This is a genomic window from Phormidium tenue FACHB-1050, from assembly GCF_014696925.1.
In the GTDB taxonomy this organism is placed as follows: Bacteria; Cyanobacteriota; Cyanobacteriia; order Pseudanabaenales; family Pseudanabaenaceae; genus Pseudanabaena.
The window spans coordinates 241,302-258,399 of record NZ_JACJQY010000002.1; the positions used below are offsets into that span (position 1 = coordinate 241,302).

Below are 17,098 nucleotides of genomic sequence, written 5' to 3' on the forward strand. Positions count from 1 at the left end.
TGTGTATAAAAATATGCGGTCAATATGTTAGGCTAGACTGTCTAAAAGCTAACACCTTCAGAAAATGTGGCGATCGCCATACAATGTACTCAGAGACTACTGAGAAACGGAAACCGCCTAGGCAGTCGGGCTGTCTAAAAACTAAGTATTCATAAGTATTTAATTTTTTAGATAAGTGGCGAAATTCCAGCAATGGAAACAACTAGGAATGCCCAATCGTGAGGTTGGGAAGCTCGCACGGTAAAGCCTAAATTCAACAATTTGGCATTTAGTGTCGGGTTTATGTCACGTACACCTCAAAACACGTTTAAAGTTTTTATCATGGCACTTTTGCAAGAACGCAAACTAGAAATCTTCTCCGAATATCAAAAGCACCCTACAGACACTGGCTCCTCAGATGTTCAAGTTGCATTGTTAACCGAGCGTGTCACCCAGTTGACCACCCATCTCAAGCTACATCCTAAAGATTTCTCATCTCGCCGTAGTTTGCTCAAGATCATTGGTCAACGTAAGCGCTTACTCGCCTATGTTCGTAGTCAAGATCGCGCTCATTACAAACAGCTAATCCAAAGTCTAGGTGTAAGAGGCTAGACTGTAAAGAAAGTCTAGGAGCAACTTGCTTCGCACTATCAAAAAGTGAAAAGAAGAAGCTAGAGTTAAGGAGCAACAGTGAGTAAACCGACCACAGAACGTATTCCTTTTGAGCCAAATAATCGCAATAAGAAAGTAAAAGAGGCTAAGAAGCCTCAACCTACTCCTCCTGTAGTTGCGAAAAAAACTAGTGTCACACCCTCATCAAATGTCAAACGTGGTAATTCTCTAGGCATACCTGATGAGGTTAATCGTCGCATAATTCGACGCGCTGCTCTGTTCTGTGGTATTCCCACAGGCTTGGGGCTAACAACGTTTATTGTTAGTTACTTTCTTGTGAGCAGACACATAGTGGATTTACCAACTTCAGCAGTTGTTTTACTCAGTATGTTGTTTCTAGGAATTGGAGTTGTGGGACTCAGCTACGGAGCTATCTCTGCGTCTTGGGATGAAGGACGGGTTGGTAGCTGGTGGGGCAGCGAAGAATTCAAGAAAAATTTTGGCTACTTATCTGAAGCTTGGAAAGCTCAGAAACAAATAGTTAAAGCTAATAAAAAATAAAACAAAATAAATAAAAAATAGACTCGCTGTGCGAGTCTATTTTTTATTTAAGTACTCGCTGCAAAATAGTCTCGTGGGTTAAACCCTCGGCAAGAAATGATTCAACAATTTGGAGTCTTTCGGGTAAGCCAATGATATAGGTGTTGCCAGTAGCACCTAACGACTCGCAGGTTGTTTGGACTGCCAATAATTCACGACCTGTTAAGCGTGTGAAGAATGAAGTGAGAATCCCCGCCTCTAAATAGCCTGTCGGTAATGTGTTGCCAGTGATAGGTCTCACATATGGAGAGTTGTAGGTTTTAATTAGAATAAAACCTTGGGCTTGATATTGAGGGTCGAATTCAAATTTGCCCCAGCCATGGGTTTGCCAACATTCCTTTAAACTTTGAATGAAGGTAATCATATCCATTTCGGCAAGTGACTGTGAATAATATTCTTCAAGCGACTCGGTAAAGCGGGTATAGAAGTTTTTCCCCCACCACTTACCACAATTAAACAGAACTAATCTTGATGCTTGACCAGTTTCTTTGGCTAGCCCTGCATAAAGTGACGAGATTAATGTTTCTGGAACTGCGATTAAGCGATCGCCACGTCGATTTTCTAGCAGCCCAATTTCTAGATCCCCTTTGACGTAGGAGTTATAGTCAAAAAAGTTAGATGGGATGCGATTTTCCTTGATGAGATCGGCGACAGAAATCATAGTGGTTTGTCTCTAGTAGATGAGTGTAACTTGTGCAGCAGTAATCAAAGGCTGGATCAGAGCAAGTTGCGGAGGGCTAAACTGTTGGCGCAATCCTTGGTTTAGTAATTTGTAGAGAGTTTCATTGAGGCGGCGCATATCACGCATAGACATGATCCCTTCCAACCAATTAAGCAATCTTTGCTTTAAAAAATTTTCATCATTGAGTAGCATCGCCATTGAGCTGTAGCGCAACACGAGGATTAAATTTTTAATCCCAGTTTCCAAATCTGCATCAGTTACATTTGGTAACTCGGCAGGGACTTGGTCAGCGACAGCTTGCAAAAGGTCAATTTCACGATCGCGAATTAGTTTATACAGCTTTAGGCGCTCAGGCAATGAACTAATGTAACTTTCCATTAGTCCTAGCTCATCGGTCGCAAGATAGCGATCTTGGGCTTGGTTAATTAGTTCTTGAATCTTCGGCATCATCATAGTTCTTATATCGCTTTAGAAGAATTTAGAAATATCATCAAGAAAGTCTTCAAGGGTTTCATTACTTTCATCAATAGGGGGACTAATAGGCTTAACTTCCACTGATGTAGAAGCAATCTCAGGAATCCCTGTCCAAGAAATCGCCCGAAAATACTCTCTAACGGACATTAAAAAGCTTAGCGCTGGAGCGCTTTTACCGTTATTGCTGGATACAGGGGCGATCGCTCGATTGTCCCAATTTACACTTTGCCAAAAACTGCGTAATGGCTGTAACTGCCAATCTGAGCTACTCATTTCAGGAACTCTCCATTTCGCAAACGTCCTTCGATGTCACGAGTTGTCGCCCCTTCATTCAGCCAGAAAGAAGCTGCATCAATGCGATTTTTGCCGCCGAGCAGGAATTTACAGTAGTTTTCACCCATCGAATAGCATTGAATCTCAATACATTCCAGCTCTTTATTAACTAGGTGCGTAAAGAATCCTGAGAATAACCCTGCATACAAGTGACAAACAGGTTTGCCAACATCACCAAGGCTACGAGCCACAGCCGAGTCAAACACACTAATGAACATAAAGCCTTGTTTGCGATCGCTCATATCTACCTGCCAGCGACCCCATCCCTGTGATGTAAAGGGCCACCACCAAGTTTCTAGCAAGAAAGGCAAATTAGTTTGACGAATACTCCGACCAAAATCACGTTCAAACCATTTTGTAAAAAACAATGCATCTTGCAACCCCCATTCGCAACCAATCGAATACATGACAGCAGCCGAAGCTTCTCCCACTTCATCTTCCAATCCTTCCTGTAGCCCAATGATAAAGTCTTCACTGGTAAGTATATTTCTTGACCCATTCCAGTCTTCGATGATTCCTTTCTCAAGATCAGGTTGAAAAAAATCTTGCAGACTATAGTGATTATTTTTTCTTTTCGCTCTGGTTGCGCTATTTGGACGATCTACAGCAACAGTCATAAGTAAATACTCCTATCCAAAAAATTATTGAATTCAAAGCTAGTCTTGAGAATACGTACCTGATAATCAACAGATTCAAAAAATAGCTTTCGGCTTTAATCCAGCTATTGAATCTAGTAATCTAAGATTCTCTAATTTTCTACTCAAAGACATCGGCTCTTTTTGTATTTGCCAATTGTTCACCAACACTGAAATTGGTATTTTCTAGTTGACGAACAACCGATCTTGTAATTAGTTGTCCAACTTCGACTAATGTCTGACCAGTAATCGGGCTAAGAAGCGCTTTTTCACATCGTCGCCCAATTAAAGCTTCGATATCTTGGATAGATTGAACATACATACCTACAGGCAGCTCGACTACAACACCTTCGCCCATAACTTTGGCTTGACAAGCAAGTCTAGAGTTGGGTTTGCAAGTGGTAATAACCTCTAAGGTGCGCTGCTCTCGTTTACCCATAGGGCTAAGCGAAGACATGCCATCTTGGATGTAAACATGGCAGGTCGCACACATGCCACGACCACCACATTCTTTTAAAATACTTAGCTCGTCTCCCATTAAGCCAGACAGTAATGCACCATTCGTTGCAATATCTGCTACTTGGGCAATAGGCTCAATCCTTACACGCTTAGCCATTATTAGCTTGCCTCTACAATTGTTCCCCTTAATATTAAAGATCAGTTTAGCTCATTTAAGGTGTATGCATAGAGTAGTTCCCGCCAAATTGCCTACTTTAGTGAGAAGCAAAGCTTCCCATTAGGGTAAGTAATTTATATTTTTGATAGCGCGGCGAAGCCACGCTATCAAAAATCTGTTTTTTATTCACAGCTGTCGCTATTCTTGTTAGGACATAAAACCCAAATAGTGTGAGGCGGCGCTTCGCGCCGCCTCACACTATTTGGGTTTAGATTTTTCCTGATACAGATGGCGATCGCTATACAGCAAAATCCCTAGGGTAAGATTTGTCTCTCGCGATCGCTCAGACAGTCTTGTTCTAGCATTTGATCGAAATTACGAATTACTTGTTTGCAACGCTTTATATACGCAGATACCCATGCTTGAATTTGTTGAATTTGCTCTGGGGTACAGGCGATCGCTACTTGTTTTGGATAGGATATTTGCCCACTGCGATCAACTTCAAATTCGGCTAACCAAGATGAAGCAGGGCGACTAGATTTCCAATAATTTGTAACTACGACTTTACCTAAATATTGGGTTGTAAAGTGACTTAGCTTATTTAAAGCAGATAAAAGTTCATCTAACTTATACTCTTGCGGGTCAGTTTTCGCTGATACTGGCTTAGTAGGACTATCAGTAACTTTTGTTGGGTTATTGTTAGCTACTTCCCTATTCGTAGGTGTGGAGATAGAAGATGTAGCAGCAGATGCAGGAGGTGTTTGAGACTTATTTGTATTTGATTGAGTCCGTACTGCATTGCTTGCAGTTGAGCTAGCTCTTAAATTGATATTGCTTGCAGTCGTACTTGCTTTTGTACTAGAAATAGCATTTGGTGGTTTGTCAGCTTGATTTCTGGAGTTGGCTGAGCTAGGGGATGTCGTAGATGCAATTTCCTCTGAATTAGGATGGGCAACAGGATTACTAGAGCTCTGTTTTGTGGTTGACTTTTGCCCAGTCGCATGAGTAGTTGCATTAGGTCCACTGGCTTTCCAATCTGAGCTAGGTAAAGAATGCTGAGTCACCGAACCTAATAAGAGCTTAAAGTGTGCGACTGTGTTGTATGTATCTGTTTCAATCAAATATTTGATTTTGGTAATACTGTGCCTATAGTCAGCCAATTTGAGGTCGCTATCGGTAAGTACCAGTAGTACTAGCCCATGCGTTAACTTGTAGATAAAAACAACATGACCAGCAAAGTGAAACTCAAAGGATTCAAATCCCTCTGGTACATTCTCAACAACTTGCAGTACTCCTTGACCTAAGGCTTGCTTTGTCCGATCTAATACGGCATCCAATCCGAAAAAATAAGGACGCATACGGCGGTTTGTGAGGGCAACCCCCACAATACCTACTGAATGCAAAAAATCTTGAATAACCTCCCGACTCATCTTTTCTCACGCTGCTTCTATGATCGACATACCGTTCACCCTAGACCAATTACGCATTCTCAAGGCGATCGCTGCTGAGGGTAGCTTCAAACGCGCCGCCGATAGTCTTTATGTGTCCCAACCCGCCGTTAGTTTGCAAGTCCAGCACCTAGAGCGACAGCTAGATGTGCCATTGTTTGATCGCGGAGGCAGAAGAGCACAGTTGACAGAGGCAGGGCAGTTATTACTTTCCTATGGCGATCGCATTTTAAGCCTTTGCCAAGAAACTTGTCGCGCCATTGATGATTTACAAAATTTAAATGGTGGGACTCTAATTATAGGTGCTAGTCAAACTACTGGAACTTACCTAATGCCACAGATGATCGGCTTATTTCGCAAGAAATATCCAGAAGTCTCGGTTCAACTCCATGTCCATTCTACAAGGCGAACGGCTTGGAGTGTTGCCAATGGACAAGTGGATTTGGCGATTATTGGCGGTGAAATTCCAGCGGATTTACTAGACTCTTTAGAGATTACACCTTATGCCGAAGATGAACTAGCGCTAATTCTACCAACTTCTCATCCTCTAGCTCAGGTAGGTTCATTGCCGATTGAAGAGTTGTATAAGTTGCAATTTATTACCCTTGATTCACAATCAACTATTCGTAAAGCAATTGATCGGGTGCTGTTAGATAGTGGGGTTGATCCACGACAGTTGACGATCGCGATGGAGCTAAATTCGATTGAGGCGATAAAAAATGCAGTACAGGCAGGTTTAGGAGCCGCATTTTTGTCGGTAACAGCGATCGAAAAGGAGCTGCAAATGGGAGCCTTACAGCAGGTACGGATTGATGGGGTGGTCATCAAGCGGATGTTGTTACAAATTCGTAATCCTAATCGTTATCGCTCTAAGGCAACAGAGGCTTTTTGTAATGAGGTATTACCATTTTTTCGAGATAAACCTTAACAAAAGAGGGCCCTTAGCACCATCTTTTGATTGAAAGCGATCGCGTTACAATAGTAGCCCGCATATATTCCAAGAAGCGAATCGCTATGCTTCGCGGAATAATCAGCTTTTTGAAATATGCACTTTTTACTTCTTACTTTCTAACTGTCACCATGAGCTACTTCCGCCCCGCTATTGACGCAATGACTGGCTATGTTCCTGGGGAACAACCTAAGTCGGGTCTCAAAGTTATTAAACTCAATACTAACGAGAATCCCTATCCTCCATCGCCTAATGCGATCGCGGCTTTGCAAAATATTGATGGTGATTCTTTGCGGCGCTATCCTGACCCTTTTGCCCATGAGTTTTGTCAGGCGGTAAGTGATGCTCTGGGTGTGCCTAAGGATTGGGTAATCGTGGGCAATGGCAGTGATGATGTTTTAAATATTTTGATCAGAGCTTGTGCGGAAAGTGGCGATCGCAAAGTAGTTTACCCAATGCCTACCTATGTGCTTTATCGCACTCTCGCAGCAATGCAACCATCAGAGACGGTAGAAATCCCCTATGGTGAAAATTTTCAGTTGCCCATTGATGAACTTGTTGCCGCCAATGGTGCTGTAACTTTTATTGCTTCACCCAATAGTCCTTCAGGACATATCGTACCGCTTGATGATTTACGTCAATTGGCAAAAAGAGTTTCAGGGATTGTGGCGATCGATGAGGCATATGCCGATTTTGCAGAATACTCGGCTTTGCCCTTGGTACAGGAATTTGACAATGTGATTGTGTTACGCACTTTATCCAAAGGTTATTCTCTCGCAGGCTTGCGCTTGGGTTTTGGTATCGCTAATCCCAAGCTTTTGTCGGGGCTATTTAAGGTTAAGGATAGCTATAACATTGATGCAGTGGCGATCGCTGTGGGTACGGCGGCGATGCGCGATCAAGAATATAAAACAGCAAATGCTGAAAAAGTCAAAATATCACGGACTAAACTTACTTTAGCTCTCAAAAACCTTGACTATACAGTGCTAGAGTCACACGGTAATTTTGTACTTGCAACTACCCCAAAGGGTAATGCTGAAGAGATTTATTTAAAGCTCAAAGAATCTGGCATTTTAGTCCGCTATTTTAATCAAGCAGGGCTAGCTGATAAGCTACGAATTACTGTTGGTACAGATGAACAAAATCAAGCTCTAATTGATCAATTGACGTTAATTGGTTAAGTGATAGTAAGCACAATTAGCTGTCATCTATAAAAATGGAGAATAGGAGGCTCGAACCCCTGACCTCTGCGGTGCGATCGCAGCACTCTACCAACTGAGCTAATTCCCCAACAGGCTATATATACTAGCATATTTGATAAAAAAGGCGGCGCGTTGCGCCGCCTTTTTTATTTGTTAGATATTGGCGATCGCACTTCACCGTTCATTAAAAAGCGAGTAATCTTCTGCTCATATCCTGAACCATCGGGAAACTCAACCATTAGTACAGGATTTTTAATATTTTCAGATGGGATCTGGATCATATACACATAATCACCATTATGAAATTCAAAATAATTTCCTTGGTTCGGATTGTAAGTTTTTGCAGTAACTCTTACCCCATTAGTACCATTTTTATTGACACTGCGATAATACCGAGGTTGAGAAATATCTCGAATATCCGCACAAACATATAGCCCAAAGTCTTTAGTTTCTGCATAGGCAAGAATTCCCCCAGTACCTTCACAGGTTTTGTCATTAATTAGCTCATCGGTTAAGCCAGTAGTTAAATTCTCGGCGATCGCCTTGTTCCCATTACTCTCAGCATATATAGCCAGAGACAAGCTCAGCAGAAGAAGCGTAAAGGATTTTTGGAAAATAGATTTAATTAAACGCATCTCAAAACCTCATACTTTTGCAATTTGCAAGTGCAGAGATGCTCGTAGCCCAGATATTACTGTAACGATACTGAAAACCTTTGTAATCAGCTACTTTGCCTAATCCCAAAACACAAAATGGCATAGCCATTTTGTGTTTTATAACTTTAGTCAGTCAAGTCAAGCCCTAAAAACCAAGAGAGGATTGCGGCGCTTTGCGCCGCAATCCTCTCTTGGTGGCTATAGCTATTAGGCTTACTTCTCAACTCTCGATCAGGATGAAGGCGCATTGCGCCTTCATCCTGATCGAGAGAAATTGCTATAGTTAATCCCAAAGACTTGACATGCATTCACTATGACCACGAGCCTCACTAACAACGAATCAACATTTCAAAAGATCGTGCGTCTTTTGCGTTGGCACAAACCCGCAGGAAGATTAATTTTGATGTTGCCTGCACTGTGGGCAACAGTAGCAGCAGCCAAAACCCAACACCAATTACCACCCCTTGATTTATTGGGTGTAGTGATTCTTGGCAGTTTAGCAACCAGTGCCGCAGGCTGTGTGATTAATGATCTCTGGGATCGCGATATTGATCCACAAGTTGATCGCACTAAAACTCGTCCTCTAGCCGAACGCTCTCTGTCAATCCAAGTGGGAATTGCAGTTTTACTAGTTGCGGGACTATGTGCTTTTTTACTATCAACCTATCTCAATCCTCTAAGCTTTGGGCTGTGCTTTGCTGCCGTACCTGTGATCGCCATTTATCCTGCTTGCAAGCGCTTTTTCCCAGTACCCCAACTAGTTTTATCGATCGCTTGGGGTTTTGCGGTACTAATCCCTTGGAGTGCAGTTACTGGTGGGCTTGATCGTTATGCTTGGGAGCTATGGACAGCCGTAATCGCTTGGACAATGGGCTTTGACACAATTTATGCCATGAGCGATCGCACAGATGATCTTAAGGTTGGGGTTAAGTCTAGCGCCCTCTTTTTTGGAAGATATGTAACATTTGCGATCGCCATATTTTTAGCGATCGCCCTTGGATGCTTGATTTGGTTAGGTTGGGAGATCCAACTTGGTTACGCACACTACTTTGCTTGCTTGACGGCAGGAGTAATATGGATATGGCAATGTAATAGACTGAGCCAAACTGAAATTCCTAGCGAGTTATATCAAAAAGCCTTTGGTCAAAATGTCTGGATCGGCTTTATTATCCTTGCGGGAATGCTGCCTTCAGCTTTAAGCATCGGTTAAGAGAGCTTAACTACCCAGTCTCATACTCCTGACGCATGATGTCTAGCTAGCCTCAGTCTGTTAGTATCTAAGTTATAGATAGTAGAAAAAATACATGAGCAATATTAAAGAGAAAATCCTAGAAGAAGTACAACAAGCCAGAGAGACCTGCGAAGTTAGCGGTACTGGTTCCAAAGAATGTGCAGCTGCATGGGATGCAGTTGAAGAACTCCAAGCTGAGTCGTCACATCAAAAGCAATCAAAGGGTAAAAATTCCCTCGAAGTTTATTGTGACGATAATCCTGATGCCGCTGAGTGTCGCCTTTACGAAGATTAATAGCTAAAAACTTAAAAAAAACAAAAACCTTTGCCCCACGCTGCTCTTGGGGCAAAGGTTTTTGTTTTTTACACAGAAAAGGGGGCGTAAAGCGCTCCCTTTTCTGTATTTGATATGAAACGCTAAAATTTGTCTCTAAGCTCGCAAATTTACAAGATTGTCAGTTACATTTAGAGTAAGGGACGCATGATTAAAGAAAGAACCGATTTTTAGTAACATGGTGAAGCCCCGTCACTAAAAATCAAGTTATTTATTTAATCGCAGAGCCTTAACTTAGTTTAAGCACCTGTAAAGTAGCAAAACACTCTGGAAATATGGCAATTTTCAATGAGAGAATTGTATTGATGTGGGACATCTCATCTATAGTTGCTAGAGAAATTTGTAGCCAATCGGGAATAGGGTATGACACAACTAAGCGTTATGGACTTGGCAAAGCAAGGCGATCCCCAGGCGATCGCGGCTTTGATCAATCGATCGCTGGCATCTAAAGGCATTCATGCTAAAGCTGAGCTAGAGGCAGAATGTCTAAAAATTTCCTTGCAAGCAACCCAAGTACCGAATCAAAAAGCGGTTGTGACAATTATTCATCGAGGCATGATCGTTTTACAGGTCAAGCAAATCAAGCGTGTCAAAATTTTGACCTACCGCTCTGATAATCACTACTTAGCTTGGCAACATGAAATTAATCTAGAGCTTGATCTAGGCGACGAACCTAAACAATCATTACCAACGCCACAGATTGCTAAAGATACTAGTGTCGTACAGGATCAAAACACGGATCTTGTCAGTAACCCTAAAGGAGTCATCCTCGTGCAGAAGTTGTCTCAAATCCAGCAAAACCTCCAAGAATATCAAGATATTATTGTGCGCTTTACCGATGAGCAGTTTGGTACTGTGCGTTGCTTGACTACACTCACAGAATTAATTCAGGTAATTAGCCAGCCAAGCTTCTTATTTGCGGCGGTGGCTTCTAATCCTAATTTGCGAAGCTTGCTTGATACGATCGCCGAATCTAGTAAGACCGATCAGCATGGCGATCAAGTAATTACAAATCTCTCGATATTGCAACCCGGACAACAATGGCAAAAAGCCAAAATCCGTCTAGTTACTAAGATATTTTTAGAGCCTGCTGACCTTGTTCAAGATCAAGATGAGCCAGAAGTCCCACACCAAGGCATCACATTGGATTTGGCAGAAAGCAAGCCTGAGCCTATTACTGATAACGATCCAGAGCTAGATTTAGCTAGTCCTAGCCCAGAAATTCCTCCAGATCACTCTCCTAATTCAATAGATAATCTCGACTCAGACTCCAACTTAGCCCCAATTACAACTGATTCTTTGTTTGATGACTTTCCAGAAACATCATCACCAAGGTTTGAAGAGAATCAATCAATTCCAGAATCTAGCCTAGATAATAATGGAGATTCAATTACCGCAAATTCTTTGTTTGATGATTTTCCAGAGCCATCACCCTTAAGTTCTCAACCCGTGCAAGTCATTAATGATATAACTGAAAACTCTGATTTTTCAGATTCTCTATTTGATGACTTTATGAATGTGGATTCAGCCAATAGTTATGGTGAGAGTGAAAATTTATCTATTGATCACATCAACCAAGAAACAAGTTCAGCAAATACAGATGATGATTTGTTTGATAATTTCTCCTCTAGCGATCATACTGTTGTGGCATCTATAGAATCAGATATAACCGAATTGGAAAGTGATATCGAGTCAATTAAATCAAGAATTCCCAAACAAAATTTAGATAAATTGTTGCAGCTAATGGATGAGGAAGAACAAGCTGTACAATCTCAAACTATTAACAACGCTCTTGAGAAAGACAAAATCAAATTAGGCTCAGATCTTGGAGCGACAACCATAGAGAGAATATTAGGCAATATGGAAACTATTTCCCTCAATGGCTCAGATTCACAACCTGCGTCACAACCTGCTTCTAATTTTGTCACTTTAGAAGATTTTTCGGAAGATTTAAATTCTATCGGTTTCTAAGAAACAAACCCAGTAAGGTTTGTTTCTTAGAAATGAGAATTAAATAACATGTGCATATAAAACCCAAAATTGGTTCGGCGGGCTTCGCCCGCCGAACCAATTTTGGGTTTTATTGTTTCTCTGTTAACTGTTCGCAAATCTCGACTAAACGGAAGTTAGCAGGAAATTTCCCATCTGCCTTAATTTGTTTGACATATTCTGAAGGAATGCGCCAAAGCAGTTTGCTATCCAGAGCTTTAATAATATCTCCGTGATCGATTACTCCAGCAACTGAACCCACAGGCGATCGCACAATTACATAACGCAATTGTTTTTGCTCCAGTAAATTCACAACCGTGGAAATTGGTGTTTTAAGCTCAACTGTGTCAATGTCATCTAAGGTTGTGACTAGAGATTGCAAGGACTTTGCTTGCCACTCACTACTATCAATATTACGAATCGCACCAGCCGAAATGATGCCGCGATCGCGACCATTGGAAGAAGCGATATAAATTGGATTTGCGTCTTTCTCTTCCATTAATAAAAATTTATCCGCAAATTCACGCAATGAGATTTCAGCATCAACTAGACGAAAATCTCGCGTCATCGCCGCTTCAGCATTGATATCGAGTAGAACCTGTTGTAAATTGTTGAGATAGAGATAGCCACCCGCACTACCAAATAGGAACCATCCAATAAAGATCAGAAAAATACCGCCAATAGGACTACCGCTGAAGCTGACTAAGCCTCCCAAAATCATAGTTAAAATCCCGCAAAACTGCCCCGATCGCGCAGCCCATCGGATACCTGTAAAGCGATCGCCTGTGAGTTTCCAAACCACGGCTTTGAGAATGTGACCACCTTCAAAAGGTAGAGCAGGAATAAGGCTAAACACCCCAAAGATAAGATTGATGCGGGCAATATTTAGGGCAATCATTGTCCAAATAGTGCGAATACTGCCAATACTATCGGGTAAGGTTTCAATAGTTTTAGGATTGCTAGAAAAAATCACATCCCCTGCAATTAGCCAAGCTGCCGTAAATCCAATCACACTCAAAACTAAGCTCACCAAAGGTCCTGAGATCGCAATACTGAATACAGAGAAAGGATCTTTGGCTTCTTGTTCAACAGTATTAGCCCCACCCATGAATTGAATATTAATCGCGTTGATTTCTACGCCACGAGCCTTAGACATGACCGCATGGGCAATTTTACTGAAGGCGATCGATAAAAAGAAAAGCATGGCGGTGATAGCGCCATAGCCTAGAGAAAAAGATGGTGATAGCTTCGTATAGGCAGCACTCAGCCAAACAGCTAGAAAGCCAAGGACGAGAAACCATGTTGAATCAATGTAGATGGGAATGCCAGAAATGCTGCCGATGCGGATACCGCCTCTCATGATATGCCTGTCCTAAATTTTTGTACTGATTGGCGCTGAAAGCTTTAGATTACATTTTATCGCAATCATCAAAATGTTTAAGAATAAAGGCGTGCTTCGCACGCCTTTATTCTTATTCACCAAAGCGTAGTTACGCATTGGTGAATTAAAACCTGACAAAAAATGGTAGAGCCATTTTTTGCCAGGTAATTACTCTTGGGTATGAAGATAGGCGATCGCATCTTCTTTGGTGTGAATTTCACGATCAATCATGGCAAATCTTAGGCGTTGTAATATTTCGCCCATTTGCTTACCTGCTGCATATCCAAGTTGCTGGAGATCTGCACCTGTTAAGGGAGACTTGACTAGTTGCCATTGGCTAAGATAGCACCAGACAATGCGCCGTTGAGCAGGTTCACATTTTACACCCGCCAAGATTAACGTCTGAGTGTCAAATTTTTGCAGACTTTGGGTGATATCTGACCTTTTTAAGCCAATATTTTTTAAATTCGGCAAGTAAATTGTTAGATCTGCTAATTTCTGCTGTCTTGTTTTTTGTTCAGGAGTTAATCCAAGATCTAATTGTGTAGCGATCTGATGGGGCAAGTAGGATAACAATAACTCCAAGCCTAGTGGCATCGGTGCATAATTTTTGGGTTCTAATCGATTGAGTAACTTGAGCCAATATTGCGATCGCCGCCATTGATGCTTAAATGCATTAGTTAAATCTACGGGTAGTTTTAACTCTGGGTGAATACATCGCAATGCCCCTAATTTTTGCAACAGTTCAAACATTTCTCCAGCCCTAGGCTCGGCAAGAGTATAAAGCAACTCCGAACGCAGCCTAGCACCACCAATCACATCATGGATGCCACTTGAAGTCGTCTCGATAATTTCCGTGAGGGTTTCTGGGGCGATCACCAAATCTAGGCGCACAGCAAAACGCACAGCCCGAAATAATCGACGCGGATCTTCGGCAAAGCTACCTACACGAATGGCGCGTACCTGTTTATTGACTAAATCTGCTAGCCCATTAAAGCGATCAATTACTTCGCCTTTAATTCCCAATTGTGGATCTAGCTCTATAGCTAGGGAATTCACCGTAAAATCGCGTCGCCACAGATCCTCTTCGAGAGTCGTCGCCATCACCTGTGGATTTGCACCCGCATAGGCATAAATCTCTCGCCGCGCTGTCGCCATGTCCATTTCAAAGTCTTGAGCAGCATCTTGCCAGATTAATGCTGCGGTCTGAAATTTTTCATGGATTTGTAATTTTGATGCAGGAAAAAGCTCATGCAAAGCGATCGCCACTTTTATTCCCGCTTGCTCAGCTCCATCGAAAACTAGATCTAGATCTTTAGGGAAAGGTAGTGTTTTCTGATTTTGCCGAACAATGGCATCGCGCACAATTCCCCCAACCGCAAAAGCCCGTAAATTCAAATCATGGGCGATCTGTGCTGTTTGTAAAATAATTTGCCATTGCAAAAGACTAAAAAAGTCGGCAAAGTTTCGTAAATACATTCTTTTGAACTGCTGACAAACCTATTTAATCTTTAACATTTTCATTAAATCATCTCCTAATTTGCAGAAGCGATGACAACACACATCATAATTCAATCTATAGCGTTTATCAGTCTAGTGAAGTACGGGTTTGTTTCCCCGCCTTCGGCGGGGAAACAAACCTTTGTACCTCGCTTGCTTGAAAAGCGCTATAGGGTTTATGAAGATACTCCTCAAGGATTAGCGGTGCGGCGCTAATCCTTGGGTTTTAATGTCTATTTTTAGACTAGGAAGGGAGCAGTCTTCATTCCTAATAAGATTTCCTTGTTTTTGATACTTTCTACCTTTTATTTTTTATGCCTAGCTGCTTAAGAGATCTAAATCTCCAAAGTGAGTATCGTAGCGATCGCGGCGATTTGGTACAGGATTTTTATATTCCTTGTCTGAAAAATTCTATGCTCTACAGTCGAGCTGTAGGATTTTTTTCCAGTACTTCTATGGCTTCAGTTGCTGGGGGATTGCTTGCGCTAATTCAATCGGGCGGTAGGATGCGTCTGATTGCTTCTCCATGCTTATCCGCAGAAGATGTAGAAGCGATCGCTTTGGGGCTTAGGCAAAGAGAAGAGGTGATCGCCCAAAGTTTGATCAGAGAGATCGATCAAGAGTTTGCACAGGTAATCCAAGATCGTTTGGCTTGTCTCGCTTGGCTATTGAGCCATAATCTATTGGAAATAAAACTAGCCATTAGAAAAGATATCCGTAATCGAGGTATCTATCATGAGAAGTTGGGCATATTTGAGGACAATGTGGGAAATATTGTCGCTTTTACAGGGTCGGCAAACGAGAGTGCCAGTGCTTTGCTGGATAACTTTGAATGTGTAGATGTGTTCTGTTCTTGGGATGAGGGAGTCAGAGAGCGCACATTAAGCAAAGCCGAAAATTTTCGGCGATTATGGGAAAATAACACACCGATGTTAGAAATTATCGACTTTCCTGAAGCTGCAAGGCGATCGCTGTTGCGTTTACGTTCTGACCAGTTGCCCATCGATGAGTTTACTAAAAGAACTACTGTCATGGCAGAGCCTCAGCAAGATTACATTCCTGTAGTGATAATTCCAGATCGCGGTATTCCGATATTGCCAACTAACTTAGAATTACGCAATTATCAGAAGCAGGCGATCGCTAATTGGTTTAAGAATAATGGACGCGGTACGTTAAAAATGGCGACGGGTAGCGGTAAGACGATTACGGCGCTAGCGATCGCGACGGAACTTTATCAAAAGATTGGGTTGCAGGTTTTACTGATTGTTTGTCCTTATCGACATCTGGTAATTCAATGGTCAAGGGAATGTCAAAAATTTGGGCTAGAACCAATCTTGGCTTTTGAAAGTGTTCATAATTGGCAAGATCGACTATCTACGCAACTTTATAACGTGCGATCGGGCAATCAAAAATTTCTGACGATTATTACCACCAATGCAACGCTGATCGGTCAGGGATTACAGTCGCAGTTGCGTTATTTCCCTGAGAAAACTCTGATCGTGGGTGATGAGGCTCATAACTTAGGGTCAAGGCGTTTGGTTGAGAGTTTGCCGCGCAATATTGGGTTGAGACTAGCTCTATCGGCAACTCCTGAGCGATATTTTGACGACCAAGGAACGGAGGCTATATTTGATTATTTTGGCTCGGTGCTCCAGCCAGAATTTACGCTAGCGGATGCAATTAGGGCGGGAGCCTTGGTGCATTATCTTTACTATCCGATTTTGGTAGAACTGACAGAATCCGAGACTGAGAAATATGCTGATTTAACGAAAAAGATTGGCAGGGCGATCGCTTTTGATGGCGATCGCGATGATAACGAGATGGTAGCGGCTTTATTGATGCAAAGGGCTAGGCTATTGGGTTCGGCGGCGAATAAGTTGGTGGCTTTGCGAGAACTGATGCAGCAACGTTTGGATACATCACATACATTGATTTATTGTGGTGACGGCTCGGTTGAGGATCAAGTTACTGAAGAAAGTACGAGGCAGTTGGATGCGGTGGCACAGTTGCTGGGATCTGAATTGGGATATCGCGTTAATACATATACTGCTGAGACATCTTTAGAAGACCGCGAGAATTTACGACTTTTATTTGAATCTGGTGAATTACAGGGACTGGTGGCGATTCGTTGTTTAGATGAAGGTGTCGATATTCCTGCGATTCAAACGGCGATTATGTTGGCAAGTAGTAGCAATCCGCGTCAGTTTATTCAGCGTCGAGGGAGGATTTTGCGATCGCAATCTAATAAAAAACGCGCAACTTTGTTTGACATGATTGTGTTACCGCCTGATTTGGGTCGAGAGACAATTGATGTTGAACGCAATCTACTCAAAAAGGAATTACAGCGCTTTGTCGAGTTTGCGAATTTAGCAGATAAGGAATGAAAAATAAATAACTTATGCATTTCAGTTATTTTGAGGAATAGCTCTATAATTCCATTTAGGAAGATATTCATCAAAAATGATAGGTAGATTTTC

Annotated in this window: 19 protein-coding genes and 1 tRNA gene; 9 read left to right on the forward strand and 11 right to left on the reverse strand. The window is 42.0% G+C overall.

The genetic code is table 11. From position 1 onward, the window contains the following. Positions 1-321: 321 nt before the first annotated feature. Positions 322-591, forward strand: a complete 270-nt coding sequence (gene rpsO / locus H6G05_RS02485) for a 30S ribosomal protein S15 (RefSeq protein ID WP_094532188.1) — start codon at positions 322-324, stop codon at positions 589-591. 78 nt (positions 592-669) lie between these two features. Continuing rightward, complete coding sequence (locus H6G05_RS02490; RefSeq protein ID WP_190576018.1) at positions 670-1,152, forward strand: PAM68 family protein; 483 nt, start codon at positions 670-672, stop codon at positions 1,150-1,152. Between the two features lie 43 nt (positions 1,153-1,195). Here H6G05_RS02490 and H6G05_RS02495 read toward each other — a convergent pair whose 3' ends face one another. The 6 genes from H6G05_RS02495 to H6G05_RS02520 all read right to left on the reverse strand — a co-directional run bounded on the left by H6G05_RS02495 (position 1,196) and on the right by H6G05_RS02520 (position 5,361). Continuing rightward, positions 1,196-1,852, reverse strand: a complete 657-nt coding sequence (locus tag H6G05_RS02495) for a 4-vinyl reductase (protein ID WP_190576020.1) — start codon at positions 1,850-1,852, stop codon at positions 1,196-1,198. A gap of 12 nt (positions 1,853-1,864) precedes the next feature. Beyond that, positions 1,865-2,326: a globin family protein gene (locus tag H6G05_RS02500; RefSeq protein ID WP_242025190.1), complete on the reverse strand. Its 462-nt coding sequence runs from the start codon at positions 2,324-2,326 to the stop codon at positions 1,865-1,867. Positions 2,327-2,341: 15 nt separating this feature from the next. Further along, positions 2,342-2,620: a hypothetical protein gene (locus H6G05_RS02505; protein ID WP_190576022.1), complete on the reverse strand. Its 279-nt coding sequence runs from the start codon at positions 2,618-2,620 to the stop codon at positions 2,342-2,344. After that, positions 2,617-3,297 (reverse strand): V4R domain-containing protein, encoded by a 681-nt coding sequence (locus tag H6G05_RS02510; protein WP_190576023.1) that lies wholly within the window; start codon positions 3,295-3,297, stop codon positions 2,617-2,619. The genes H6G05_RS02505 and H6G05_RS02510 overlap by 4 nt, the downstream gene beginning before the upstream one ends. Before the next feature lie 139 nt (positions 3,298-3,436). Next, entirely contained in the window at positions 3,437-3,931 is a 495-nt protein-coding gene (locus H6G05_RS02515) for a 2Fe-2S iron-sulfur cluster-binding protein (RefSeq protein ID WP_190576025.1), read from the reverse strand. A gap of 314 nt (positions 3,932-4,245) precedes the next feature. Further along, on the reverse strand, positions 4,246-5,361 hold the full coding sequence (locus H6G05_RS02520) for a hypothetical protein (protein WP_190576027.1): 1,116 nt from the start codon (positions 5,359-5,361) through the stop codon (positions 4,246-4,248). Between the two features lie 19 nt (positions 5,362-5,380). On the opposite strand from H6G05_RS02520, the gene H6G05_RS02525 reads away from it, so the two are divergent. Then, positions 5,381-6,307, forward strand: coding sequence for a LysR family transcriptional regulator (locus H6G05_RS02525; RefSeq protein ID WP_190576029.1), 927 nt, complete (start codon positions 5,381-5,383; stop codon positions 6,305-6,307). Between the two features lie 110 nt (positions 6,308-6,417). Beyond that, on the forward strand, positions 6,418-7,509 hold the full coding sequence (gene hisC / locus H6G05_RS02530) for a histidinol-phosphate transaminase (protein ID WP_322096315.1): 1,092 nt from the start codon (positions 6,418-6,420) through the stop codon (positions 7,507-7,509). Between the two features lie 36 nt (positions 7,510-7,545). On the opposite strand, the gene H6G05_RS02535 is transcribed toward hisC, so the two are convergent. The 3 genes from H6G05_RS02535 to H6G05_RS02545 all read right to left on the reverse strand — a co-directional run bounded on the left by H6G05_RS02535 (position 7,546) and on the right by H6G05_RS02545 (position 8,494). Continuing rightward, positions 7,546-7,618 (reverse strand) — tRNA-Ala (locus tag H6G05_RS02535). Between the two features lie 58 nt (positions 7,619-7,676). Next, on the reverse strand, positions 7,677-8,165 hold the full coding sequence (locus tag H6G05_RS02540) for a hypothetical protein (protein WP_190576031.1): 489 nt from the start codon (positions 8,163-8,165) through the stop codon (positions 7,677-7,679). 146 nt (positions 8,166-8,311) lie between these two features. Further along, positions 8,312-8,494 (reverse strand): hypothetical protein, encoded by a 183-nt coding sequence (locus H6G05_RS02545; protein WP_190576033.1) that lies wholly within the window; start codon positions 8,492-8,494, stop codon positions 8,312-8,314. A gap of 5 nt (positions 8,495-8,499) precedes the next feature. Between H6G05_RS02545 and H6G05_RS02550 the strand changes: the two genes are divergently transcribed. The 4 genes from H6G05_RS02550 (at position 8,500) to H6G05_RS02565 (ending at position 11,722) form a co-directional block, all read left to right on the forward strand. After that, positions 8,500-9,396, forward strand: a complete 897-nt coding sequence (locus H6G05_RS02550) for a 4-hydroxybenzoate solanesyltransferase (protein WP_190576034.1) — start codon at positions 8,500-8,502, stop codon at positions 9,394-9,396. Positions 9,397-9,490: 94 nt separating this feature from the next. Beyond that, positions 9,491-9,712 (forward strand): Calvin cycle protein CP12, encoded by a 222-nt coding sequence (locus H6G05_RS02555; protein ID WP_094532186.1) that lies wholly within the window; start codon positions 9,491-9,493, stop codon positions 9,710-9,712. 314 nt (positions 9,713-10,026) lie between these two features. Continuing rightward, positions 10,027-10,200, forward strand: a complete 174-nt coding sequence (locus H6G05_RS02560) for a hypothetical protein (RefSeq protein WP_190576036.1) — start codon at positions 10,027-10,029, stop codon at positions 10,198-10,200. Next, complete coding sequence (locus tag H6G05_RS02565; protein ID WP_190576038.1) at positions 10,115-11,722, forward strand: hypothetical protein; 1,608 nt, start codon at positions 10,115-10,117, stop codon at positions 11,720-11,722. The genes H6G05_RS02560 and H6G05_RS02565 overlap by 86 nt, the downstream gene beginning before the upstream one ends. Before the next feature lie 109 nt (positions 11,723-11,831). On the opposite strand, the gene H6G05_RS02570 is transcribed toward H6G05_RS02565, so the two are convergent. Together H6G05_RS02570 and H6G05_RS02575 are read right to left on the reverse strand one after the other, a co-directional pair. Then, on the reverse strand, positions 11,832-13,100 hold the full coding sequence (locus H6G05_RS02570; RefSeq protein WP_190576040.1) for a site-2 protease family protein: 1,269 nt from the start codon (positions 13,098-13,100) through the stop codon (positions 11,832-11,834). A 189-nt stretch (positions 13,101-13,289) separates the two neighbouring features. Then, positions 13,290-14,600 carry a CCA tRNA nucleotidyltransferase gene (locus tag H6G05_RS02575; RefSeq protein ID WP_190576042.1) on the reverse strand — a complete coding sequence of 437 codons (1,311 nt, stop codon included), beginning with the start codon at positions 14,598-14,600 and terminating at the stop codon, positions 13,290-13,292. 1,052 nt (positions 14,601-15,652) lie between these two features. Between H6G05_RS02575 and H6G05_RS02580 the strand changes: the two genes are divergently transcribed. Further along, positions 15,653-17,005: a DNA phosphorothioation system restriction enzyme gene (locus H6G05_RS02580; protein ID WP_322096317.1), complete on the forward strand. Its 1,353-nt coding sequence runs from the start codon at positions 15,653-15,655 to the stop codon at positions 17,003-17,005. Positions 17,006-17,098 lie beyond the last annotated feature (93 nt).